The sequence below is a fragment of the Thauera carbonicopians genome, assembly GCF_025699485.1.
In the GTDB taxonomy this organism is placed as follows: Bacteria; Pseudomonadota; Gammaproteobacteria; order Burkholderiales; family Rhodocyclaceae; genus Thauera.
This window is the reverse complement of record NZ_JANUXN010000004.1, coordinates 24,315-46,091: the sequence shown is the minus strand read 5'-3', so window position 1 is coordinate 46,091 and position 21,777 is coordinate 24,315. Positions and strand designations below refer to the sequence as shown.

Genomic DNA, 21,777 nt, shown 5'->3' with positions numbered 1-21,777 from the left:
TCGAACTGGGAGCGAAGCCCGGAAAATCAAGTGCTGGCGAGATGCCGGCGCACTGAAATGACCGCGCCCAGCCAGCCGAGGAAAGCCGCGAAGGCGACGATCGCCAGCGACGCGCGCCAATCCGGGCCGCCGAGCTGGAACACCGCGCCGTAGGTCTGTGCCAGCCGCGCTACCGGCTGCCCCAGCGCCTGCACGCCGAGCCACACCGTGCCGAGCGCGACCAGGCCGCCGAGCGCACCCTGCAGCCCGCCGAACCAGTAGAAGGGCCGGCGGATGAAGGGGTCGGTGGCGCCAAGCAGGCGGCTCACTTCGATTTCCTGGCGCTGGGTCAGGATCTGCAGGCGGATGGTGTTGAAAGTGACGATGACGAGGGCGAAGCCGAGCAGCCCGGCCAGCATCAGCACTGCGGAGCGCCCCAGCTCCAGCAAGGCATGCAGGCGCGCGACCCAGGCCGAGTCGAGCTGCACATGGGCCACCTTGGGCCAGTTGCCGATGTCCGCCGCCATCTGCTCGAACAGTTCGGGGTCCTCGCCCTGCGGCGTCAGCACGAAGGCATCGGGCAGCGGATTGTCGCCCAGCCCGGCCAGCACGTCGCCCAGGCCGCTGGCGGTGAGCTGGCCGAGCGCTTCGTCGCGAGCGACGAAGCGATAGCTGGCCAGCGCCGGCATGGCCTTGAGCCTGGCCTCGATCGCCTCGGTGTCGGCCTTTTGCGCCTGGGTGTCGAGGAAGACGCTGATTTCCGGCGTGCCCGACACGCCGCGCGCCAGCGAGGCGACGTTGTCCAGCAGCAGGTAGCCGCCGCCGGGCAGCGACAGCGCGATCCCGACCACCAGCGCCGACAGCAGGGTGCCGACCGGCTGGCCGAACAGGCGGCGCAGCGCATCGGCGATCGCCCGCACATGCAGATACAGCCAGTGGCTCATGCGAACACCTCATCCGCAGTGCTGCCGATTGGGCGGTTGTCCTCGCTCAGCATGCCCTTCTCCAGCACCAGCCGGCGCGGCTGGCTGGCAGCGAACAGCGAGGCGTCGTGGGTGCTGACCAGCACCGTGACGCCCGCCTCGTTGAAGGACAGGAACAGCTCGGCGATGTCCGCCGCATAGGCCGGGTCGAGGTGGGCGGTGGGTTCGTCGGCGATCAGGATGGACGGCCTGTTGACGATCGCGCGCGCGATCGCCACCCGCTGCTGCTCGCCGCCCGACAGCCCTGCCGGCACTTCCTTGCCGCGCCCGTTCAAGCCGACGCGGTCGAGCGCGGCGGCCACCCGCTTGGCGGCGTCGCGCGGCGGATGGCCGGTGATCACCAGCGGCAGCATCACGTTGTCGAACACACTGCGGTCGAACAGCAGCCGGCTTTCCTGCAGCACCAGGCCGAGGTTGCGGCGCAGGTAGGGAATCGCCGCCTTCGGCAGATGCGACACGTCCTGGCCGTTGATCAGCACGCGGCCGGCGCTCGGCCGCTCGATGACCGGGATCAGCTTCAGCAGCGTGCTCTTGCCGGCGCCGGAATGGCCGGACAGCACGACCAGCTCGCCATGGCGAATCGCAAAGTCGACGCCGGCCAGCGCCGTGTAGCCGCCCGCATAGCGTTTGGCCACGTCCTCGAAGACGATCATGAACGTTCGCCTTCTCCGTTCCGCACAGTGCCCGCGACAGGCTCGAACAGCGCGTCGACGAATTCGCGCGCCTTGAACGGCTGCAGGTCGTCGATGCCTTCGCCGACGCCGATGAAGCGCAAGGGTTTCGGGCACTGGCGGGCGATCGCCGCCAGCACGCCGCCCTTGGCGGTGCCGTCGAGCTTGGTCACGACCAGGCCGGTGACGCCGATCGCCTTGTCGAAGGCCTTGACCTGGGCCAGCGCGTTCTGGCCGATATTGGCGTCGAGCACCAGCAGCACCTCGTGCGGACCGCTCGGGTCGGCCTTGGCGATGACGCGCTTGACCTTGGCGATCTCTTCCATCAAGTGGAGCTGGGTCGGCAGCCGGCCGGCGGTATCGGCCAGCACGATGTCGATGTTGCGCGCGCGCGCGGCGTTGATCGCGTCGAAGATCACCGCCGCGGCATCGCCGCCGTCCTGCGCCACCACGGTGACCTTGTTGCGCTCACCCCAGGTCATCAACTGCTCGCGCGCCGCGGCACGGAAAGTGTCGCCGGCGGCCAGCAGCACGCTCTTGCCCTGGGCCTGGAAATGCTTGGCCAGCTTGCCGATCGAAGTCGTCTTGCCGGCGCCGTTGACGCCCGCGATCATGATCACGAAAGGCTTGTGGGTGCCGGCGTCGAGCGGCTCTTCGAGCGGCGCGACGATAGCCTGCAGGCCGTCGGCCAGCGCCTTCTGCAACTGATCGGCGGTTTCCAGCCGGTCGCGCTTCCAGCGCAGGCGCAGGTCGTCGATCAGGTGCTGGGTGGCCTCGACACCGCAATCGGCCATCAGCAGCGTCGATTCGAGCTCTTCGAGCAGCTCTTCGTCGATCTTGCGGCGGCCGAACAGGCTCGCCAGGCCGCCGCCCAGTTGCTGCCGGGTGCGGGCCAGGCCGGCCTTGAGGCGGTCGGTCCAGGAGCGCCTGGCCGGTGCTCCGGCAACGGCCGGAGCATCAGGCTCATCGGCGGGCACGGCTGGCTCGGCGATTTCTTCGACGGTGGCCGGCATATCCACCGGCTCGGGCTCGATGGCGGCCACGGGCTCTTCGACGGCAGCGGCAGGCTCGGCCACTTCGGCGACCGGCGGCAGGATTGCGGGCTCGGCTACGGCTTCAGCCGTGACTTCGGGCCGGGTTTCGACGACAGGCGCGGACTCGGTGAGCGGCGCGGCCGCCTCATCCACCCGCGGCTCGGCAGGCGTATCGAGGCGCTCGGCGGGCAGTTGCCGAGCGGCAGCTTCTTGCTCCGCTCCGGGCACGACATCGGGGACTGCATCGGCCGATACCTGTTCGGCAAGGTCCTCGGCCGGCGGCTGACCGGCTTCGGTTTGCCCGGTCTTGCCGAACTTCTTCTTCAGGAAACCAAACATTACACGCTCGGGTCAGAGGGAACGTTTCGCGTCGGCGGCGCCCCACGCCAGCCGTGGGCACCCGCAACCGATCACGTTAAGATGCGGCTCCCCGTCCGGCCGGTGCGTACTGCGCGCCCGGCCCGGCGGAGCGCCGCGAATTCTAACAGATGCAGGACATCCCCATGTTTCTCCACACGTTTGCCCGCGCCCTGGTCATCGGCGGCATCGCCGCCGCGCCGCTGCTCACGCCTTCGGGCGCGCTTGCCAATCCCTTCGAGACCACGCTCACCAACGGCATGAAGGTCATCGTCAAGGAAGACCGCCGCGCGCCGTCGGCGGTGCATATGGTGTGGTACCGCAGCGGCTCGATGGACGAACCCGAAGGCGTGTCCGGCGTCGCCCACGTGCTTGAGCACATGATGTTCAAGGGCACCAGGAACGTCGGCCCCGGCGAGTTCAACAAGCGGGTGGCCGCCGTCGGCGGGCGCGACAACGCCTTCACCGGCAAGGACTACACCGCCTATTTCCAGCAGGTGCCGCCGGACCGGCTGAGCGAGATGATGGCGCTCGAAGCCGACCGCATGCAGCACCTGGTGCTGGACGACGACGCCTTCCGCCGCGAGCTCGAAGTGGTCAAGGAAGAGCGCCGCCTGCGCACCGACGACCAGCCGCGGGCGCTGGTCTACGAACAGTTGATGGCCACCGCCTTCAAGGCCCATCCCTACCGCCGCCCGGTGATCGGCTGGATGCCCGACCTGGAGGCGATGCAGCCCGAGGATGCCCGCGAGTGGTATCGCCGCTGGTATACACCGGCCAATGCCTACCTGGTGGTGGTGGGCGACGTCGACCACCGCCGCGTGTTCCGCGACGCCGAACGCTACTACGGCCCGATCTCCGCACGCCCGCTGCCCGCCCGCCGCATCTCCGCCGAACCCGTCCAGCAGGGGCCGCGCCAGGCGGTGGTGAAGGCGCCGGCCGAACTGCCCTACCTGAGCATGGCCTGGCACGTGCCAGCCATGCGCGACCCGGCACGAGATCGCGACGCCTACGCGCTGCAGGTGCTGTCGGCCGTGCTCGACGGCTACGACGGCGCCCGCCTGACCCGCAGGCTGGTGCGCGACAGCGGCCTGGCGCTGTCCGCCGGCGCCGGCTACGACGGCAGCGGCCGCGGCCCGGCGCTGTTCTACCTCGACGGCGTACCGGCTCCCGGCCACTCGGTCGACGAGCTCGAAGCCGCCCTGCGCGCCGAACTGCAGCGCATCCGCGACGAAGGCGTGAGCGAGGCCGAGCTTGCCCGGGTCAAGACCCAGGCCGTGGCCAGCCGGGTCTACAAGCGCGACTCGCTGATGGGACAGGCGATGGAAATCGGCTACATGGAGTCGGCCGGCCTGTCGTGGCGCGACGAAGAGCTGCTGCTCGAAGGCCTGCGCAGCGTCACCGCCGAGGAAGTCCGCCGCGTGGCACAGCGCTACTTCAGCGACGACAGCCTGAACGTCGCCCGCCTCGACCCTCAGCCGCTCGAGACGCAGGCTCCCCGGCAGCCGCGCTCGCCGCTCGCGCCGGCGCATCACTGATCGCTTCCGCCAACCGACGGAATCCCTGACATGACCAAGACTTCCCGCCCCTTTTCCCTCAGCCTGTTCACGCCGCTGGTCGCCAGCCTGGCCTTGCTCGCCCAGTTCGTCGCCAGCCCCGCGCTGGCCGGCCCCAGGATCGAACAATGGACGGCGCCGACCGGCGCCCGCGTGCTCTACGTCGAAAGCCGCGCCCTGCCGCTGGTCGACATCCAGGTCGATTTCGCCGCCGGCTCGGCCTACGAGCCCGCCGACAAGGCCGGCCTCGCCAGCCTGACGCAGAGCCTGCTCGACGCCGGCACCACCGCGCTCGACGAACAGCAGATCGCCGATCGCATCGCCGACATCGGCGCGCAGATCGGCGGCAGCACCGACAGCGACCGCGCCAGCCTGTCGATCCGCAGCCTGTCGTCCGAAGCCGAGCGCGACGCCGCGGTCGAACTCGGCGCCAGCCTGCTCGCCCAGCCCACCTTCCCGGAAGAGATCCTCGAGCGCGAGCGCAAGCGCGCCCTCGCCGGCCTGCGCGAAGCGCTGACCAAGCCCGCCACGCTGGCCACCCGCCGCTTCAACGAAGCGCTCTACGCCGGCCACCCCTACGGCGGCAGCGTCACGCCGGAATCGCTGGAATCGATCACCCGCGACGAACTGGTCGATTTCCACCGCCGCCATTTCGGCGCCCAGCGTGCCTCGGTCGCCATCGTCGGCGACGTCGATCGCGCCACCGCCGAGCGCATCGCCATCCGGTTGACCGAGCAGTTGCCGCCGGTCGAAGCCGCGGCCCCGCTGCCCGCGCCGTCGCCGACGCAGGCGGCCGTGCTGCGCATTCCCAACCCTTCGGCGCAGGCCCACATCCTCGTCGGCCAGCCCGGCCTGGCACGCGAGGACGCCGACTACTTCCCGCTGCTGGTGGGCAACTACGTGCTCGGCGGCGGCGGCTTCGTGTCGCGGCTGACCAAGGAAGTGCGCGAAAACCGCGGCTTCGCCTACAGCGTCTATAGCTTCTTCTCGCCGCAGCAGGTTGCCGGCCCCTTCCAGATCGGCCTGCAGACCCGTGGCAGCCAGGCCGACGAAGCCCTCGCAGTGGTGCGCGATACCCTGGCCGGCTTCATCGCCGAAGGCCCGAGCGCAGAAGAGCTGCAGGCCGCCAAGGACAACCTGATCAACGGCTTCGGCCTGCGCCTGGACTCGAATGCCAAGATCCTCGGCTACGTGGCGATGATCGGCTTCTACCGCCTGCCGCTCGACTGGCTCGACACCTATCCGCAGCAGGTCGCCGCGGTCAGCGCCGAACAGATCCGCGACGCCTTCGCCCGCCGCATCCACGCCGACCAGTTGGTCACCGTGATCGCCGGCGGCGATGGCGACAAGGCCGATGCCACGCCCGCCGCGGCAGAAGCCGGCCAATGAGCCGTGTCCGCATCGTCGGCGGCCAGTGGCGCTCGCGCCTGCTCGAGGTCACCGACGCCCAGGGCCTGCGCCCGACGCCCGACCGCGTGCGCGAGACCCTGTTCAACTGGCTGGGCCAGACGCTGGCCGGCGAGCACTGCCTCGACCTCTTCGCCGGCAGCGGCATCCTCGGCTTCGAAGCCGCCTCGCGCGGCGCCGAATCCGTCGTGCTGGTCGAGCGCAATCCCCGTGCGGTCGCCGCGCTGCACAATGCGGCAAAGACCTTACAAGCGTCGCAAGTAGAGATCGTGTGCGGCGATGCGGTAAGATTCGCCCAAAACGCGCAACGGAAGTTCGACGGCGTGTTTCTCGACCCGCCCTACAAGCAGGGCTGGATCGAGCGGATACAGCCCTGGCTGGACTCGCTGCTGAAACCCGACGGATGGATCTACGTCGAGTCCGAAGCCACGGTGGCAAAGCTGGGGAACTGGCAGGCGGTGAAGCAGGGCCGCGCCGGAACGGTCAATTTCCATCTGATGCGCAGGAGCCAGGAATGAAGGAAGCGGTGGCAGTCTATCCGGGAACGTTCGACCCGTTCACCCGGGGGCATGCCGATCTCGTCCGCCGGGCGTCGGTGCTGTTCGACCGCGTCATCGTCGCGGTTGCACGCAGCAACAGCAAGGGGCCGATCTTCGGCCTCGACGAGCGGGTGGAAATCGCCCGCGAGGCGGTGGCGGACTACCCCAACGTCACGATCATCGGCTTCGACTGTCTGCTGATGGATTTCCTCAGGCAGCAGAACGCGCGCGTCATTTTGCGCGGCCTGCGTGCGGTGTCGGACTTCGAGTACGAGTTCCAGATGGCCGGGATGAACCGCAAGCTGCACCCGGACGTCGAAACCGTATTCCTGACACCGGCGGAGGAATACATGTTCATCTCGGCCACGATGGTCCGGGAAATCGCCCGTCTGGGCGGCGATGTAAGCAAGTTCGTGCAGCCTTCGGTGCTGTCACGGCTGCAGGAAAAACTGAAATCAAGGCAATAGCAAGGAAGCGAACACCATGGCTCTGAAGATTACCGACGAGTGCATCAACTGCGACGTCTGCGAACCGGAATGCCCCAACGGCGCCATCTCCCAGGGTGATGAAATCTACGTCATCGACCCGCACAAGTGCACCGAGTGCGTCGGCCACTTCGACGAACCGCAATGCCAGCAGGTCTGCCCGGTCGACTGTATTCCGCTCGACCCGGACCGGCCCGAGACACAGGACGAACTGATGGAGAAGTACAAGAAGCTGACCGAAGGCTGAGCAGCCGCCTGCGCTGAAGCGACGAAGCCGCCCGCTGCGCGATGCAGCGGGCGGCTTCGTGCATTCGGGCTCAGGCCGCCGCGCGCACTTCGGCGCCGCGCCCGCTTTCCCGCTCGCCCCGCGCCAGCGGCCCGAGGGTTTCGGCGATTTCCTGCTGCAGGGCATCGAGCTGCACCAGCATCACCAGCACGTTGTCCTCGCCCTGCTTCAGTTCCTCGACCCGGTCTTCCAGCGTGTCCGTCGCCTGGTGGATGCGCTTGACGCTTTCGAGCCGGCGCTTGAGCTGGATCTGGTATTCGCGCACCTGGGTCTCCAGCGGCGACATCACCGCGCGCAGCCACTGCTCGACGTCGCGGTTGGCGACTTCGAAAGTGCGCCGGGCCTGCACCGCGACCGTCTCGAAGAACTTCTGCGTCAGCGCATGCTTCTCGGTCGTCACCAGCGTCAGCGTGGTGTTGAGCTGGCGGTTGAAGGCCGCTTCCAGGCGGTCGATCTCCTTCTCGTAGCGCAGCGTGGAGAAGGATTCGGGCGGCGTCAGCTTGAGCCCGTGCTCGACGCTGAAGCGCTTGTACATGGCGTCGAGCATCCTGGAGATCTCGCCGATTTCTGCCGTCGAGCGCAGCAGGTTCTCGCGCAGGTGGCGGAAGAAGCCTTCCATCGCGTCGCGCAAACCCTTGGTGAAAGTCGATTCCAGCATCGCCTCGCGCGTGCGGCGAGTCTGGTCGCGCAGCGCATCCATGCCGATGTTGGCAAGCAGGCTGTTGGTGAGCTCGGAGAACACCGAACGCACGGCATAGTACTTCTGCAGCCCCTGCTCGAAGTCGTCCTTCTCGCTGCGGATCTTGCGCATCATGTACTCGATGACGCTCTGGTTCTTGCCGCGCAGGTCGGTCAGCTCCTGCAGCTGCTCGCGCAGGCCGGCCAGGCGGGCTTCGAGCAGCACACGCGTCTGCGCCATCACCTCGCCGGTCTCGGCCAGCGTGTCCTCGCGCACGATGTCCTGCTTGGCGGGCAGCAGGCCGCCGGTCAGCGCCTGCTCCAGCGCCGGCATGCGGCTGCGCGCGAGCAGCGGCGCATCGCCGGTGACCCGCGCCACCAGCCCTTTCTGCGCCGACACCGGAAACACCGCCTCGGCGTCGATCTCCAGCGTCGCCGCGACCGAGTCCACCTGGCGGGCGATCTCGGCGTCGATCCGCGCCTCGTCGCGCAGGCCGTCCCACAGGCCGTCGATCTTGTTCAGCACCACCAGGCGGCCACGCTGGCTGCCGCCCTGCACATAGCTGCGCCACACGGTCAGATCGCTCTGGGTGACGCCGGTGTCGGCGGCGAGGATGAACAGCACCGCATGCGCGCTCGGCAGCATCGACAAGGTCAGCTCGGGTTCGGCGCCGATCGCGTTCAGGCCCGGCGTGTCGAGCACCACCAGGCCTTGTTCGAGCAGCGGATGCGGAAACTGGATCACCGCATGGCGCCAGCTCGGAATCTCCACCAGGCCGTCCGCGCCCGGCTTCAGCCCGTCGTCGCCACCGGCGTCGACGGCGAAACCGAGGCGGACGGCTTCGTCCTGCGTCACGCGTTCGGTTTCGCCGACGCGGGCGAGCGCCGCCTGCAGGCTGCCGGCATCCAGGCTCTGCAGCGACACGGTCTGCCACTCCTCGGCATAGCGCTTAAGTTCGCTGACCGGGGTCTGGCAGGCGCGCGTGCGGATCGGCAGCAGGCGCAGCTCCGGCTGCGCACCCTTGCGCCATTGCAGCTCCGTCGGGCACATCGTCGTGCGTCCGGCGCTGGAAGGCAGGATGCGGTCGCCGTAGTCGGCGAAGAAGATCGCATTGATCAGCTCCGACTTGCCGCGCGAGAACTCGGCGACGAAAGCCACCGTCAGCTTGTCGTCACGCAGGCGCTCGAGCAGGTATTGCAGGCGCAGGTCGCTCTGGACGTCGCCGACTTCGTTGCGCGCCAGCCACGCGCGCAGGCGCGCGACGGAATCGGCGGCGGCGGTACGCCAGCCGGCATAGGCTGAAAACTGGTCGATCAATTCGGTCATCGGGTCGCTCACAGGACTCAGGGCACGAAGCGAAATATCCGCAGCATAGCGGCGAAGACGAGGCGCGACCATGTAGAAATGCGCACTCCGGCTCAGCGGCGGCGCTGGCAGCGCGGGCAGAAGTAGGTCGCCCGCTGGCCGCTGACGATGCCGAGCACCGTGCCGCCGCACTGCCGGCAGACTTCGCCGGCGCGGCCATAAACGAAGTACTGCTGCTGGAAATAGCCGGGCCGGCCGTCGCCGCCGACGAAGTCGCGCAAGGTGCTGCCGCCTGCGGCGATGGCGTCGGTCAGCGTCTCGCGTACCGTCTGCACCAGCCGCGCACAGCGCCGCAGGCCCAGCGTGCCGGCCGGCTCCAGCGGATGGATGCGGGCACGGAACAGGCTTTCCGAGGCGTAGATGTTGCCGACGCCGACCAGCTTGCGGTTGTCCATCAGCACGTGCTTGATCGGCGCCCGCAGGCCGCGCGTGACGCGGAACAGCCAGGCCGCGTCGAAAAGCTCGCCCAGCGGCTCCGGCCCCAGATGCGCCAGCAGCGGATGCCGTTCGGGCGCTCCGTCCTGCCACACCACCATGCCGAAGCGGCGCGGATCACGCAGCCGCAGGGCCTGCGCGCCGAAGACGAAATCGACATGGTCGTGCGTGCCGGGCATTTCGTCGGCGGCGACCAGGCGCAGGCTGCCCGACATGCCCAGATGCACGATCACCGTGCCGGGGCCGAAATCCAGCAACAGGTACTTCGCCCGCCGCGACACGCCCTGCAGCGTCCGGCCGACGATCCGTTCGGCGAGTTCGGGCGGCACCGGCAGGCGCAGCCGCGGATTGCGCACGCGCAGCCCGCTCAGCTCGCAGCCTTCGACATGGGGGCGGATGCCGCGGCAGGTGGTTTCGACTTCGGGCAGTTCGGGCATCGGCGCTATCGGGGGTCGGGTGACGGGGGCGGGGACGAACCTGGGCAAACCTCACGGCGCCCGCGCGGCCCGTCTTGCGGGCCGGACGCCGATCTGCATACCATGCTTGATCGAACCGAATTCTAGAGCAGCACTCCAAAACCTGCCGACACCCACGGTACACATCCTTGCATGTGCGCCCCTGCCTTCCGTGGCACCATCTTCACTGCGCGAACTGCTGCAGCCCGCCGGACCACCGATATGAACACTCGCTCCTCCCGCTCTCTCCGCATCCTGTGCCTGGCCATCGGCCTGAGCACCACCGCCTGCCTCGCCGGCGCGGCGGACGAGGGCGAGGCAGGCGGGGCGCTGCCGGCGCAGGAACTGACGCCGCGCACCGTCTACCAGTTCCTGCTCGCCGAAATCGCCGGCGCACGCGGCCAGATCGGCCTGTCGGCCCAGCTTTACATCGATCTCGCGCGGGCCACGCGCGATCCGCGCATCGCCCGCCGCGCCACCGAGATCGCGATGTATTCGCGCAACCCCCAGCTGGCCGGCGAAGCCGCCCGGCTGTGGACCGAAACCGCACCCGGCTCCGAAGAAGCGCGCCGCGTGCTTGCGGGCGTCAGCGGCCAGATGGCCGGCAGTTCCCCGGTCAACCTCGAACAGGTCCAGATCCAGCTGGCCCGCACCCTGGCCCAATCCAATACCCGCCTCGCCCAGAACCTGCTGAGCCTGAACCGGGCACTCGCGGGCATTCCCGACAAGGAAGCGGCGCAAGGCATCGTCCGGCGCCTGACCGATCCCTATCTCGACCTCCCCGAAGCCCATATCGCCCGCGCCCAGGCGGCGATGATCGCCGAGGAGCCGATGCAGGCATTGGGAGCGGTCGACACCGCGCTGCAACTGAGGCCGGGCTGGGAACCCGCCGTCCAGTTGAAGGCGCAGATTCTGCAGCACACCGGCGCCACCGCCGAAGCAGTGCGCCAGTTGGAAGCCGAACTCGCCCGCAACCCCGACAGCGCCTCGCTGCGCCTGACCTACGCCCGTGCGCTGGTCAGCGCCCAGCGATTCGATGCGGCACGTGACGAATTCCGCCGCCTGCTCGCCGCCAACCCCGGCGATCCCGAACTGCTCTACGCCGTCGGCCTGCTGTCGATGCAGCTCGACGACACCGCCGACGCCGAAGCCCGCTACCTGGAAGCCCTCGAAGCCGGCCATCCGCAACCCGATCTGATCCGCCTGCAGCTCGGCCAGATCGCCGAACAGCGCGGCGAAGGCGTGCTGGCACGCAAGTGGTTCGGCGAAGTCGGCGACGAACGCCACCATTCCGAGGCGATGATCCGCAGCGCACAGAGCCTGGCACGCGAAGGCAGCGTCAACGAAGCCCGCGCGCTGCTGAAGGCGCAGCAGGGCAGCGACGAGGACATGCGCCGCTACCTGCTGGCCGAAGCCCAGCTGCTGCGCGAAGCCGGACGCACCGACGAGGCCCTCGCCCTCCTGGAGCAGGCCCTGGCCGCCACGCCGGACGACGTCGACCTGCTGTACGAAACGGCGATGCTGGCCGAGCGCGTGAACCGCATCGAGGTCATGGAAGCCCGCCTGCGGCGCGTGATCGAGCTCGAACCCGAGCACGCCCATGCCCACAACGCACTGGGCTATTCGCTTGCCGACCGCAACATGCGCCTGGACGAAGCCGAGGCTCTGATCGCCCGCGCACACGAGCTGTCGCCCGACGACGCCTTCATTCTCGACAGCCTGGGCTGGGTACGTTTCCGTCGCGGCGATGCAGCCGGCGCGCTGGAACACCTCGAGCGCGCCTACACAATCCGCCAGGACGCCGAGATCGCCGCCCACCTCGGCGAAGTGCTGTGGGCGCTGGACCGCCGCGACGACGCCAACCGCGTCTTCGACGAAGCCCGCCAGGCCCACCCCGACAACAGCCTGCTGGCCGACACCGTCCGCCGCCTGCGCGGCCAATGACGACACGCCGCCTTTCCCTGCCGGCTGCGGCGGTCGCCGCAGCCGCACTGGCCTTCTCCGCCTGCGCGCCGCTCCCGGCCACCGCGCCGGCGGACATCGCCGCACGCGGCTTCTCGTCGGCCTTCGAGTTGCAAGGCCGCATCTCCGCCAACGACGGCAGCCGGGCCGCCAGCGGCCGCATCGAATGGCGGCACGAGCACGACGCCGACAGCTTCGCCCTGCTGACGCCGATGGGGCAAATCGTCGCCACCCTCGACGCCGATGCCGCCGGTGCCCGCCTGCGCACCGCCGACGGCCAGTCGCTGCACGCCGACAGCGCGGAAGCCCTGCTGCCGCGCGTGCTCGGTACCGAGGTGCCGGCCGGCCGCCTGAGCCGCTGGGTGCAGGCGGCACCCGACGCCGGCGCCGAAGTCCGCACGCTCGACGACGCCGGCCGTCCGGCCATCGTCATCGACCAGGGCTGGCGCATCGAATACCTCGAATACGCCGGCGCCGCCGGCGATGCGCCGCCGGCCCGCCTCGACATCTCCCGCGGCGACGCCCGCATCCGCCTCGTCATCGATTCATGGACCGCCCTGCCCTGACCCCGCCGGACACTTCCGACCCGCGACGCCTGCCAGGCTGCCCCGCGCCGGCCAAGCTCAACCTGTTCCTGCACGTCACCGGCCGCCGGGCCGACGGCTACCACCTGCTGCAGACCGCCTTCCGCCTGCTCGACTGGGGCGACACGCTCGACTTCAGCCTGCGCGAAGACGGCGACATCCGGCGTACCACCGAGGTCGCCGGCGTGCCGCCCGAGCAGGACCTGGTCGTGCGCGCGGCCCGCCTGCTGCAGGCGCATACCGGCTGCCGCCTCGGCGCCGACATCGCGCTGCACAAGGTATTGCCGATGGGCGGCGGCATCGGCGGCGGCAGCTCGGATGCGGCAACGACGCTGATCGCGCTCAACCGCCTGTGGGGCACCGGGCTCGGCCGCAGCGAATTGCAGACGCTGGGCCTGCAGCTCGGCGCCGACGTGCCCGTCTTCATCTTCGGCCGCGACGCCTTCGCCGAAGGCGTGGGCGAAGCCCTGCAGCCGATGGAACTGGCGCCCGCCTGGTACGTGATCGTGTCGCCGGGCGTATCGGTGCCCACCGGCGAAATTTTTTCGGCAGAGGACTTGACGAGAAACACTCCTCTCATCAAAATGGCGGACTTCGCAGCAAGCACCACACGGAACGATCTGCAGGCCGTAGCATGCAGCCGCTACCCGGAAGTGCAGCGTGCGATCGACTGGCTGATGCAGTACGCACCAGCCCGGATGACAGGCTCGGGCGCCTGCGTCTTCGCCGAAATCCCTTCGGCCCGGGACGCGGAACGCATCGCCGCAAGCTGTCCGCAACGCTGGACGGCCTGGAAAGTGCGAACGGCCTCTCGCCATCCGCTGTACGAATGGCTAGAATAGCGGCCGCTTCGTCACAGTCGATTTCACGAGCTGGCGAAAAAGGTTTATTGGGGAGTCGCCAAGTCGGTTAAGGCACCGGATTTTGATTCCGGCATTCGAGGGTTCGAATCCTTCCTCCCCAGCCATACAACGACGGGCAGGCCCAGGTGTGATCCGGGAGCCTGCCCGATTCGTTTTCAAGGGTCGACAATTCAAACGGCATCGGAGCAGCGATCATGCCCCACGGCAGCCTGATGGTCTTCACCGGCAACGCCAATCCCAAGCTCGGCGCGGACGTCACGCGGCGCCTGGGCATCTCCCTCGGCTCGGCCACCGTCGGCCGCTTCTCGGATGGTGAAGTCAACATCGAACTGCTTGAGAACGTCCGCGGCAAGGACGTCTTCGTGCTGCAGCCGACCTGTTCGCCGACCAACGAAAACCTGATGGAACTGCTGGTGCTGGTCGATGCGCTCAAGCGCGCCTCGGCCGGACGCATCACCGCCGCCATCCCCTATTTCGGCTATGCCCGCCAGGACCGCCGCCCGCGCTCGGCGCGCGTGCCGATCACGGCCAAGGTCGTCGCCAACATGCTGCAGGCCGCCGGCGTCCAGCGCCTGCTGACGATGGACCTGCACGCCGACCAGATCCAGGGCTTCTTCGACATCCCGGTCGACAACGTCTATGCCGCCCCGGTGCTGCTGAACGACCTCGACAAGCAGAAGTACGACGACCTGCTGGTGGTGTCGCCCGACGTCGGCGGCGTGGTGCGCGCCCGCGCCTTCGCCAAGCGCATGGAATGCGACCTGGCGATCATCGACAAGCGCCGGCCGAAGGCCAACGTCTCCGAGGTCATGAACATTATCGGCGAAGTCGAAGGCCGCACCTGCGTGATCATGGACGACATCGTCGATACCGCCGGCACGCTGTGCAAGGCTGCCTCCGCGCTCAAGGAACACGGTGCCAAGCGGGTGCTGTCCTACTGCACGCACGCCGTGCTGTCGGGCGCCGCGGTGTCGCGCATCAACGACTCCGAGCTCGACGAACTGGTCGTCACCGACACCATTCCGCTGCGCGACGACGCCAAGGCCAGCCCGCGCATCCGCCAGGTCTCGGTCGCCTCGCTGCTGGCCGACACCATCCTGCGCATCAGCAACGAAGAATCCGTCTCGTCGCTGTTCATGGAATGATTTTCGCCCGCGCCTTCGGCTGAAGGGGCGGGCTTTTTGCGTTTTCGCCTGGTCGCGGGCGGAGACATCAACTTCAGGAGCAACACATGCAAATCCAATTCAAGGCCGCCAAGCGTGACGCTCAAGGTACGGGTGCGAGCCGCCGCCTGCGTCGTGCCGGCCAGCTGCCGGGCATCATCTACGGCACCAGCGAAGCCCTGCCGATCACGCTCGACCACAACGAGCTGTTCCACCTGCTGCGCAAGGAAGTGTTCCACTCGTCCGTGCTGACCATCGACGTCGACGGCAACAAGGAAACCGTCGTGCTGCGCGACACCCAGTGGCACGCCTTCAAGCCGCAAGTCCTGCACATCGACTTCCAGCGCGTCGCCGCCGACCAGAAGATGCACCTGAAGGTGCCGCTGCACTTCGTCGGCGACGACGTCTGCCCCGCGGTCAAGCTGGGCGGCTGCATCGTCTCGCACGTCCTCAACGAAATCGACGTCCAGTGCCTGCCGAAGGACCTGCCCGAGTTCGTCGAGGTCGACCTGTCGGCGCTGGAAGCCGGCCAGTCGGTGCACGTCTCGCAGATCAAGCTGCCGGCCGGTGTCGAACTGGTCCAGCACGGCGATGCCGACCCGGTGGTCGCCAGCTCGCTGAAGGTCAAGGGCGCTGCTGCTGACGCCGAGGAAGGCGAAGCCGCCTGAGTCCTCCAGACCACGGAAAGCCGGAGACCGTAGATCGATGAGCACAGCGCCTTCGCGCCCCCTGCGCCTCATCGTCGGTCTCGGCAATCCGGGCGGTGACTACGCTGAAACCCGGCACAACGCCGGGTTTTGGTTTTGTGAGCGGCTCGCCGACGAGCTCGGCCTGCGCTTCTCGCACGAATCCCGTTTCCACGGCCTGGTCGCCAATGCCCGCGAAGCCGGTGCATGGCTGCTGATGCCGCAGACCTTCATGAACCGCTCGGGCCAGGCCATCGGCGCCCTGGCGCGTTTCTACCGCATCGAACCTGCGGAAATCCTCGTCGTACACGACGAACTGGACATCCCCCCCGGCCAGCTGCGCCTGAAGTTCGGCGGCGGCCTCGGCGGCCACAACGGCCTCAAGGACACTTCCGCCCACCTCGGCACCCACGACTACTGGCGGCTGCGCATCGGCATCGGCCATCCCGGCGACCGCAACGAAGTGGTGAATTTCGTCCTCAAACCGGCACGGCGCGAAGAACAGCAACTGATCGACGAGTCCATCGACAAGGCGCTGGCCGCCTGGCCGCTGCTCGCCAAGGGCGAACTCAACACCGCCGCCACCCGGCTGAACGCCCGCCCGGCGCCGCCGAAACCGCCCAAGCCTCCAAAGGCACCCAAGACGGCGACACCTCAGGCACCGGACGACGCCGGCGCCTGAGCAGGATTCACGCAGGAAGCACTCAGTAGCCGACTGCCGCCAGCGCCTTCAACGGCCCCACACGGCGGATCGACTCGATCTGCTCCGGCTGGCGGGTATACAAAGTGCCGCCGAAGCACACCGCACTCATCGAAATCCCCTCGAAGTGCTCCGCGCTGCGCGGCAGCACCAGCAGCCAGCCGTCGCTCGCCAGCAGGTTGTACGGCGACAGCAGGCCATCCGCGCCCGGCTGCAGGTCCAGCGTCTCGCAGGCCAACCGATAGGCTGCATTCAAGCTGTCCGCCGCCGTCTCCACCGGCACGCCTTCGCCGCAGCACACGCGCACGAAGCAATGCTTCATCGGCAGCGCCGGATGCTGGGCCACGCCCTGCTCGGGCAGGCCTACCGGCAGACCGGGCGCGAAGATGCGCAGGCTGGCATTGCCCGCGGTCGACGGAATCCACTGCACATGCTTGTGGCGCTGACTGGCACCCGCGGCCGTGCCGCCGTTGTACAGGCCGATGCCGCCGGCCTCGGCCATGATCTCCGCCAGCGCGGCGAAGTCGCTGCGCGCCAGCGGCAGCAGTTGTTCCTCGAACTCGCGCCGCGCCAGCACCAGGTGGCGCTCGCTGAGCGGAAACTTGTTCAGGATCACGACATGCTCCTCACCCAACGGGCCGACGGTCAGTTCCGGATCGGGATTCAGGAAAGGATTGAAATTCGGGTCGCGCGGCCCGCCCGGGATCGCCACCTGGGCAGTCTTGGCCGCATCCTTCACCGCCAGCGACGACACCCAGCGCACGATGAAGCGCATGCCGCCGTCTTCCATCTCGGTCTGCTCCGCCTGCACCGGCTGCAAGGCTCCCGACGCCAGCGCGCCCGCACTGCGCGCATCGATCACCTCGATCCAATTGCTCGCCATATCTCCTCTCCTCCTTGATTCGTCTTGTGTGTGGCAATACAAGCCGGACATTGTAGGCGCTGCCCAGCCGTTTTGTAGGCACCGGCCGGCTTTGGAGCTGCTCCCCATCGCGGTACAATTCGCGGTTTTCCACACCGGATCAAGGCAATAGCCCGCCTTCGCGGCACCCCGCCCCGGAACGACAAGGATTCACATGAGCCTGAAATGCGGAATCGTCGGACTGCCCAACGTCGGCAAGTCGACCCTCTTCAACGCCCTGACCAAGGCCGGCATCCAGGCCGAGAACTACCCCTTCTGCACCATCGAGCCCAACGTCGGCATCGTCGAAGTGCCCGACCCGCGCCTCGACCAGCTGTCCGAGATCGTCAAGCCGCAGAAAATCCAGCCCGCCATCGTCGAATTCGTCGACATCGCCGGCTTGGTCGCGGGCGCCTCCAAGGGTGAAGGCCTGGGCAACCAATTCCTCGCCAACATCCGCGAAACCGACGCCATCGTGCACGTCGTGCGCTGCTTCGCCGACGACAATGTCATCCACGTCTCCGGCAGCGTCGACCCGATCCGCGACATCGAAGTCATCGACACCGAACTCGCGCTGGCCGACCTCGCCACCGTCGAAAAAGCCGTCAACCGCTACAAGCGCCCGGCCGCCTCAGGCGACAAGGAAGCCAAGATCCTGGTCGCAGTGCTCGAAAAGTGCTTCGCCCAGCTCGACGCCGGCAAGCCGGTGCGCGCGCTCGATCTCTCCAAGGAAGAATGGGCCAGCCTCAAGCCCTTCTGCCTGATCACCGCCAAGCCGGTGCTCTACGCCGCCAACGTCGCCGAGGACGGTTTCGAGAACAACCCGCAGCTCGACGCCGTGCGCGCCCACGCCGCCGCCGAAGGCGCCGAAGTGGTCGCCCTGTGCGCCTCCATCGAAGCCGAGATCGCCGACCTCGAAGACACCGACAAGAAGGAATTCCTCGAGACCATGGGCCTCGAAGAACCCGGCCTCGACCGCCTGATCCGCGCCGGCTACACGCTGCTCGGCCTGCAGACCTACTTCACCGCCGGCGTCAAGGAAGTGCGCGCCTGGACCATCCACACCGGCGACACCGCCCCCCAGGCCGCCGGCGTCATCCACACCGACTTCGAGCGCGGCTTCATCCGCGCCCAGACCATCGCCTTCGACGACTTCATCCAGTACAAGGGCGAAGCCGGCGCCAAGGAAGCCGGCAAGATGCGCGCGGAAGGGAAGGAGTACGTGGTGAAGGATGGGGATGTGCTGAATTTCCTGTTCAACGTGTGATGATTTTCCCTGAATTCAGAGGCGCCCGGCAGGCTGCTCGGGCCCGCTGACACGAAGGACCCACAATCCCGGGCGATTCGTCGGACACACATCGCAACTGCATCCGGCCACCGGCCGGGCGTGTCCGGCCCGCTCGACGCCCCCAAACTCGATCACCCGCAGCACTATCGGACTCACCGACCTTCCATGCCTGGCAGACGCGGACGAAGGCGCAGCTCGCGGCGCAGTACCTTGCCCGTGGTCGTGCTCGGCAGTTCGTCGAGGTACTCGATCAGCCGCGGGTACTCGTGCCCGGCGAGGCGCGAGCGCACGTGCTCCTTCAACTGCCGCGTCAGCTCGTCTCCACCGATGAATCCATCGTTGAGGACGACGAAGGCCTTCACCAGTTCGGTCCGCTCGGGATCGGGGACGCCGACCACCGCGGCCTGCCGCACCGCCGGGTGCCCGAGCAGGCAATCCTCGATCGGCCCCGGCCCGATCCGGTAGCCGGCACTGGTGATGATGTCGTCGTCGCGTCCGATGAAGCGGATGAAACCCTCGGCGTCCATCTCGCCCTGGTCGCCCGTCAGCAGGAAGTCGCCGGCAAATTTCTCGCGGGTCGCCGCCGGGTTGTTCCAGTAACCAAGGAACGACACCGGGTCGGGCTGGCGGACGCCGATCAGCCCGACTTGTCCCGCCGGCTTCACCACCCCGCTCGCATCGACGATGCGCACGTCGTGTCCCGGCACGGCCTTGCCCATCCAGCCGGGTCTGGCGGGAAACGAGCGGCTGCTCGACGACACCACCATGTTGCACTCGGTCTGCCCGTAGAACTCGTTGATCTCCACGCCGAGGACGGCCCGCCCCCAGTCGAGCAGCTCGGCGCCGAGGCTCTCTCCGCCGCTCGCAACCGATCGTAGCGCCAGGCCGTAGTCGTGATCCCTGCGCGTGCCGGCGCGCAGGAGCTTCAATGCGGTCGGCGGCAGCATCACGTTGCGGACGCGGTGCCGGGCCATCAACAACATCGCCTCGGCGGCGTCGAACTTCTCGAAACGGCGCGCGACGACGGGAATGCCGTGGTGCCAGGCGGGCATCAGCACATCCAGCAGCCCGCCGATCCACGACCAGTCGGCCGGCGTCCACATCAGGTCGCCGGGCTGGCCGAGGCCATCGTGCGACATCTCGACGCCGGGGAGATGGCCCAGCAGCACGCGCTGCGCGTGCAGCGCGCCCTTTGACTTTCCGGTCGTGCCGGAGGTGTAGATGATCAACGCCGGATCATCCGCGGCCGTGTCGGCAATCGGCGCATGCGTCGCGGCACTGCGTCGAAGCGCGTGGAAGTCCTCGGCGCCATCGGCGGGCCCATCGACACACAGCACCCGCTTGAGATGCGGCAATCTCGCACGGAACCGCTCCAGCTTGCCGATCGACTGGCGGTCGCCGATGAAGACTTCGGCTTCGCTGTCGGACAAGCGATGCTCGATTGCTTCTTCGCCAAACAGCGGAAACAGCAGAACCGCAATGGCCGCCGATTTGTAGATGGCGACATGGCAGTACGCCGTCTCGGGGCGCTGCGGAATCATCAGAGCCACCCGGGTTCCGGGGACAACGCCGGCCTCGCGCAGCAGGTTCACCGTCTGATTCGACAGCACCTCGATGTCCTGGAACGAATAGCGCTCGATGGACTTTCCATCGTCGTGGATGAGCGCCAGGCGATCCGGGCCAGCCGCCCATTTCGTGCATACGTCGAATCCCATGTTGTAGCGAGCGGGAATCTCCAAGGCAGATGTCGCATGTCCTTCAATGGAATAATCCACCTCGTTGCTTGCCAGTTTCTCCATTTCATCTCCACGCAGTAAGATAGGCACGACAAGATTCCAGCAGGAATGGAAGAAAAGATTCGAGGATCATTTCCGGGATATGAACCTTCCCGACCACCAATCAGCGAATCACGCTAGCAAGAAGACTGCGGCCGAGGAAGATACAGTCGCGGAAAACAGTTGCTCACGACATTCCGAGCCGATGACGCCATGAAACAGAAGAACGCCGCGGAAAAGATCGCCCAGGACATTTCGAAGCAGATACAGTCCGGTTCGCTGAAGAAAGGCGACAAACTCCCGTCGTTGCGCATCTACGCACGGCTCTACTCGCATTCGCTGAATACCGTCGTTGCCGCCTTCGAGCTGCTGACACAATGGCAATTGGTCCAGGCCCATCGGGGCAAGGGCTTCTTCGTGATCGGCAGTCCCAGACAACTCCCCGACGGTGACGAGAGCGCACCGCCGCAGGCATACCAGCGCGCCATCGACACCATCTGGCTGATGCGCCAGCAACTGCTGCAGGCCCCGGGCGAATCGAACCTCAGCATCGCATTGCCACCGCCGCATTGGCTGTCGGAAATGCGCATCGACAAATTCCACCGGCAGATCACGCGCAACGGCATTGCCGGGCTGTTCCGCTACGGCAGCCGCTACGGCAACCCGAACCTGCGTTCCCACATCAACCGCAAACTGGCCGCCCATTCGATCGGCGCCTCCGAGCGCCAGATCATGACGACGCACGGCGGCAACCACGGACTCGATCTGATCATTCGCCGCTATGTATCGGCCGGCGATCCGGTTTTCGTCGAAGAGCCCGGCTATTACCCGCTATTCGGCAAGCTCCAGTTGCAGGGCGCGCGGATGATCGCCATTCCACGCCTTGCCGACGGCCCGGATGTCGAAATACTCGAACACAAGCTGCGCACCGAACGCGCCCGCCTTTTCTTCATCCAGTCGTCGGGGCAGAACCCGACCGGTTCCGATATCAGTGAGGAAAAGGCGCGGCGAATTGCGAAGCTCGCCGCCATGTACAATCTGCTGGTCGTCGAGGACGATGCCGTCGCCGACATCAAGGTCAATTCCGCACCGAAGATATCGGCGGTGGATAATCTCAAGAACACGCTTTACGTCGGCAGTTTCTCCAAATCGCTTTCCGCATCATTGCGTGCCGGCTTCATCGCCGGTGATGTCAACCGGATCGAGGAACTGGCCGACATCAAGATGCTGCTGCATGTCAGCGGCTGCGAATACAGCGAGCGGATTCTCGACGTCATGCTGAGCGAGGGGCATTTCCTGCGCCACGTGGTCCGCCTCCAGGAACATGCCCGCAGCGCCACCCGGGCCGGCATCCGGATCCTGAAGGATCTCGGCGCCGAACTGTTCTGCGAACCCGAGCAGACGCTGTACCTGTGGGCGCGCTTCCCCGGCATCGACGACATGAACGCGTTGACGCTGCGCCTGCTGCCCAAGGGCGTCGTTCTCGCGCCCGGTTCGATCTTCATGCTGAACCCCCGCTCGAAGTCGCCCTGGACCCGGCTGAACGTCGGCTACCTGCAGGACCCGCTGTTCATCGAAAGCATGCAGGCCTGCCTGTGAAACCGGGCGGCGCGGACCGCATCCG

Annotated in this window: 20 protein-coding genes and 1 tRNA gene; 14 read left to right on the top strand and 7 right to left on the bottom strand. The window is 67.5% G+C overall.

Translation table 11 applies throughout. The features are described 5' to 3' along the window. Window positions 1-26: 26 nt before the first annotated feature. From ftsX to ftsY, 3 genes are read right to left on the bottom strand one after another with little or no spacing between them, the layout of a single operon-like run. Window positions 27-923, bottom strand: a complete 897-nt coding sequence (gene ftsX, locus NX068_RS07570; RefSeq protein WP_263460685.1) for a permease-like cell division protein FtsX — start codon at window positions 921-923, stop codon at window positions 27-29. After that, window positions 920-1,615, bottom strand: coding sequence for a cell division ATP-binding protein FtsE (locus tag NX068_RS07565; protein WP_263460684.1), 696 nt, complete (start codon window positions 1,613-1,615; stop codon window positions 920-922). Before NX068_RS07565 ends, ftsX begins: the two co-directional genes overlap by 4 nt. Beyond that, a complete protein-coding gene (ftsY, locus tag NX068_RS07560; RefSeq protein WP_263460683.1) occupies window positions 1,612-3,006 on the bottom strand; it encodes a signal recognition particle-docking protein FtsY in 1,395 nt (464 codons plus the stop codon). The genes NX068_RS07565 and ftsY overlap by 4 nt, the downstream gene beginning before the upstream one ends. A 164-nt stretch (window positions 3,007-3,170) precedes the next feature. On the opposite strand from ftsY, the gene NX068_RS07555 reads away from it, so the two are divergent. Genes NX068_RS07555 through NX068_RS07535 form a run of 5 tightly spaced genes read left to right on the top strand, consistent with a single transcriptional unit; the run spans window position 3,171 to window position 7,258 of the window. Next, window positions 3,171-4,562 (top strand): M16 family metallopeptidase, encoded by a 1,392-nt coding sequence (locus tag NX068_RS07555; RefSeq protein WP_263460682.1) that lies wholly within the window; start codon window positions 3,171-3,173, stop codon window positions 4,560-4,562. Window positions 4,563-4,592: 30 nt separating this feature from the next. Continuing rightward, complete coding sequence (locus NX068_RS07550; RefSeq protein ID WP_263460681.1) at window positions 4,593-5,969, top strand: M16 family metallopeptidase; 1,377 nt, start codon at window positions 4,593-4,595, stop codon at window positions 5,967-5,969. Then, entirely contained in the window at window positions 5,966-6,505 is a 540-nt protein-coding gene (gene rsmD, locus NX068_RS07545; protein WP_263460680.1) for a 16S rRNA (guanine(966)-N(2))-methyltransferase RsmD, read from the top strand. The genes NX068_RS07550 and rsmD overlap by 4 nt, the downstream gene beginning before the upstream one ends. Then, window positions 6,502-6,993 (top strand): pantetheine-phosphate adenylyltransferase, encoded by a 492-nt coding sequence (coaD, locus tag NX068_RS07540; RefSeq protein ID WP_263460679.1) that lies wholly within the window; start codon window positions 6,502-6,504, stop codon window positions 6,991-6,993. The genes rsmD and coaD overlap by 4 nt, the downstream gene beginning before the upstream one ends. Before the next feature lie 16 nt (window positions 6,994-7,009). Continuing rightward, window positions 7,010-7,258 carry a YfhL family 4Fe-4S dicluster ferredoxin gene (locus tag NX068_RS07535; protein ID WP_263460678.1) on the top strand — a complete coding sequence of 83 codons (249 nt, stop codon included), beginning with the start codon at window positions 7,010-7,012 and terminating at the stop codon, window positions 7,256-7,258. Window positions 7,259-7,328: 70 nt separating this feature from the next. Here the strand turns inward: NX068_RS07535 and NX068_RS07530 are convergent, their stop codons facing one another. Together NX068_RS07530 and mutM are read right to left on the bottom strand one after the other, a co-directional pair. Further along, the gene (locus NX068_RS07530; RefSeq protein WP_263460677.1) at window positions 7,329-9,302 is read right to left on the bottom strand and encodes a dynamin family protein; all 1,974 of its coding nucleotides are present in this window, start codon (window positions 9,300-9,302) and stop codon (window positions 7,329-7,331) included. Window positions 9,303-9,394: 92 nt separating this feature from the next. Further along, complete coding sequence (gene mutM / locus NX068_RS07525) at window positions 9,395-10,213, bottom strand: bifunctional DNA-formamidopyrimidine glycosylase/DNA-(apurinic or apyrimidinic site) lyase (protein WP_263460676.1); 819 nt, start codon at window positions 10,211-10,213, stop codon at window positions 9,395-9,397. Between the two features lie 240 nt (window positions 10,214-10,453). On the opposite strand from mutM, the gene NX068_RS07520 reads away from it, so the two are divergent. The 7 genes from NX068_RS07520 (at window position 10,454) to pth (ending at window position 16,171) form a co-directional block, all read left to right on the top strand. Next, window positions 10,454-12,175 carry a tetratricopeptide repeat protein gene (locus NX068_RS07520; protein WP_263460675.1) on the top strand — a complete coding sequence of 574 codons (1,722 nt, stop codon included), beginning with the start codon at window positions 10,454-10,456 and terminating at the stop codon, window positions 12,173-12,175. Further along, on the top strand, window positions 12,172-12,759 hold the full coding sequence (gene lolB, locus NX068_RS07515; protein ID WP_263460674.1) for a lipoprotein insertase outer membrane protein LolB: 588 nt from the start codon (window positions 12,172-12,174) through the stop codon (window positions 12,757-12,759). Before NX068_RS07520 ends, lolB begins: the two co-directional genes overlap by 4 nt. Continuing rightward, the gene (gene ispE / locus NX068_RS07510) at window positions 12,741-13,619 is read left to right on the top strand and encodes a 4-(cytidine 5'-diphospho)-2-C-methyl-D-erythritol kinase (RefSeq protein ID WP_263460673.1); all 879 of its coding nucleotides are present in this window, start codon (window positions 12,741-12,743) and stop codon (window positions 13,617-13,619) included. The genes lolB and ispE overlap by 19 nt, the downstream gene beginning before the upstream one ends. A 48-nt stretch (window positions 13,620-13,667) precedes the next feature. Then, window positions 13,668-13,744, top strand: a tRNA-Gln gene (locus NX068_RS07505). A 90-nt stretch (window positions 13,745-13,834) separates the two neighbouring features. Further along, a complete protein-coding gene (locus NX068_RS07500; RefSeq protein WP_068635968.1) occupies window positions 13,835-14,785 on the top strand; it encodes a ribose-phosphate pyrophosphokinase in 951 nt (316 codons plus the stop codon). Window positions 14,786-14,871: 86 nt separating this feature from the next. Continuing rightward, window positions 14,872-15,471 (top strand): 50S ribosomal protein L25/general stress protein Ctc, encoded by a 600-nt coding sequence (locus NX068_RS07495; protein WP_263460672.1) that lies wholly within the window; start codon window positions 14,872-14,874, stop codon window positions 15,469-15,471. Between the two features lie 37 nt (window positions 15,472-15,508). After that, window positions 15,509-16,171 (top strand): aminoacyl-tRNA hydrolase, encoded by a 663-nt coding sequence (gene pth / locus NX068_RS07490; RefSeq protein ID WP_263460671.1) that lies wholly within the window; start codon window positions 15,509-15,511, stop codon window positions 16,169-16,171. A gap of 22 nt (window positions 16,172-16,193) precedes the next feature. Here the strand turns inward: pth and NX068_RS07485 are convergent, their stop codons facing one another. After that, a complete protein-coding gene (locus NX068_RS07485) occupies window positions 16,194-17,072 on the bottom strand; it encodes an ATP adenylyltransferase family protein (protein ID WP_263460670.1) in 879 nt (292 codons plus the stop codon). 193 nt (window positions 17,073-17,265) lie between these two features. On the opposite strand from NX068_RS07485, the gene ychF reads away from it, so the two are divergent. Beyond that, a complete protein-coding gene (ychF, locus tag NX068_RS07480; RefSeq protein WP_263460669.1) occupies window positions 17,266-18,357 on the top strand; it encodes a redox-regulated ATPase YchF in 1,092 nt (363 codons plus the stop codon). A 173-nt stretch (window positions 18,358-18,530) separates the two neighbouring features. Here the strand turns inward: ychF and NX068_RS07475 are convergent, their stop codons facing one another. Next, window positions 18,531-20,177 (bottom strand): AMP-binding protein, encoded by a 1,647-nt coding sequence (locus NX068_RS07475; RefSeq protein WP_263460668.1) that lies wholly within the window; start codon window positions 20,175-20,177, stop codon window positions 18,531-18,533. 189 nt (window positions 20,178-20,366) lie between these two features. Here NX068_RS07475 and NX068_RS07470 point away from each other — a divergent pair, with 189 nt between their 5' ends. Next, the gene (locus NX068_RS07470) at window positions 20,367-21,752 is read left to right on the top strand and encodes an aminotransferase-like domain-containing protein (RefSeq protein WP_263460667.1); all 1,386 of its coding nucleotides are present in this window, start codon (window positions 20,367-20,369) and stop codon (window positions 21,750-21,752) included. The last annotated feature ends 25 nt before the right edge of the window (window positions 21,753-21,777 follow it).

Bases quoted from the DNA above. Each gene is read 5' to 3' on its own strand.
- ftsX (WP_263460685.1), bottom strand. From the start codon at position 923: ATGAGCCACTGGCTGTATCTGCATGTGCGGGCGATCGCCGATGCGCTG.
- NX068_RS07565 (WP_263460684.1), bottom strand. From the start codon at position 1,615: ATGATCGTCTTCGAGGACGTGGCCAAACGCTATGCGGGCGGCTACACG.
- ftsY (WP_263460683.1), bottom strand. From the start codon at position 3,006: ATGTTTGGTTTCCTGAAGAAGAAGTTCGGCAAGACCGGGCAAACCGAA.
- NX068_RS07555 (WP_263460682.1), top strand. From the start codon at position 3,171: ATGTTTCTCCACACGTTTGCCCGCGCCCTGGTCATCGGCGGCATCGCC.
- NX068_RS07550 (WP_263460681.1), top strand. From the start codon at position 4,593: ATGACCAAGACTTCCCGCCCCTTTTCCCTCAGCCTGTTCACGCCGCTG.
- rsmD (WP_263460680.1), top strand. From the start codon at position 5,966: ATGAGCCGTGTCCGCATCGTCGGCGGCCAGTGGCGCTCGCGCCTGCTC.
- coaD (WP_263460679.1), top strand. From the start codon at position 6,502: ATGAAGGAAGCGGTGGCAGTCTATCCGGGAACGTTCGACCCGTTCACC.
- NX068_RS07535 (WP_263460678.1), top strand. From the start codon at position 7,010: ATGGCTCTGAAGATTACCGACGAGTGCATCAACTGCGACGTCTGCGAA.
- NX068_RS07530 (WP_263460677.1), bottom strand. From the start codon at position 9,302: ATGACCGAATTGATCGACCAGTTTTCAGCCTATGCCGGCTGGCGTACC.
- mutM (WP_263460676.1), bottom strand. From the start codon at position 10,213: ATGCCCGAACTGCCCGAAGTCGAAACCACCTGCCGCGGCATCCGCCCC.
- NX068_RS07520 (WP_263460675.1), top strand. From the start codon at position 10,454: ATGAACACTCGCTCCTCCCGCTCTCTCCGCATCCTGTGCCTGGCCATC.
- lolB (WP_263460674.1), top strand. From the start codon at position 12,172: ATGACGACACGCCGCCTTTCCCTGCCGGCTGCGGCGGTCGCCGCAGCC.
- ispE (WP_263460673.1), top strand. From the start codon at position 12,741: ATGGACCGCCCTGCCCTGACCCCGCCGGACACTTCCGACCCGCGACGC.
- NX068_RS07500 (WP_068635968.1), top strand. From the start codon at position 13,835: ATGCCCCACGGCAGCCTGATGGTCTTCACCGGCAACGCCAATCCCAAG.
- NX068_RS07495 (WP_263460672.1), top strand. From the start codon at position 14,872: ATGCAAATCCAATTCAAGGCCGCCAAGCGTGACGCTCAAGGTACGGGT.
- pth (WP_263460671.1), top strand. From the start codon at position 15,509: ATGAGCACAGCGCCTTCGCGCCCCCTGCGCCTCATCGTCGGTCTCGGC.
- NX068_RS07485 (WP_263460670.1), bottom strand. From the start codon at position 17,072: ATGGCGAGCAATTGGATCGAGGTGATCGATGCGCGCAGTGCGGGCGCG.
- ychF (WP_263460669.1), top strand. From the start codon at position 17,266: ATGAGCCTGAAATGCGGAATCGTCGGACTGCCCAACGTCGGCAAGTCG.
- NX068_RS07475 (WP_263460668.1), bottom strand. From the start codon at position 20,177: ATGGAGAAACTGGCAAGCAACGAGGTGGATTATTCCATTGAAGGACAT.
- NX068_RS07470 (WP_263460667.1), top strand. From the start codon at position 20,367: ATGAAACAGAAGAACGCCGCGGAAAAGATCGCCCAGGACATTTCGAAG.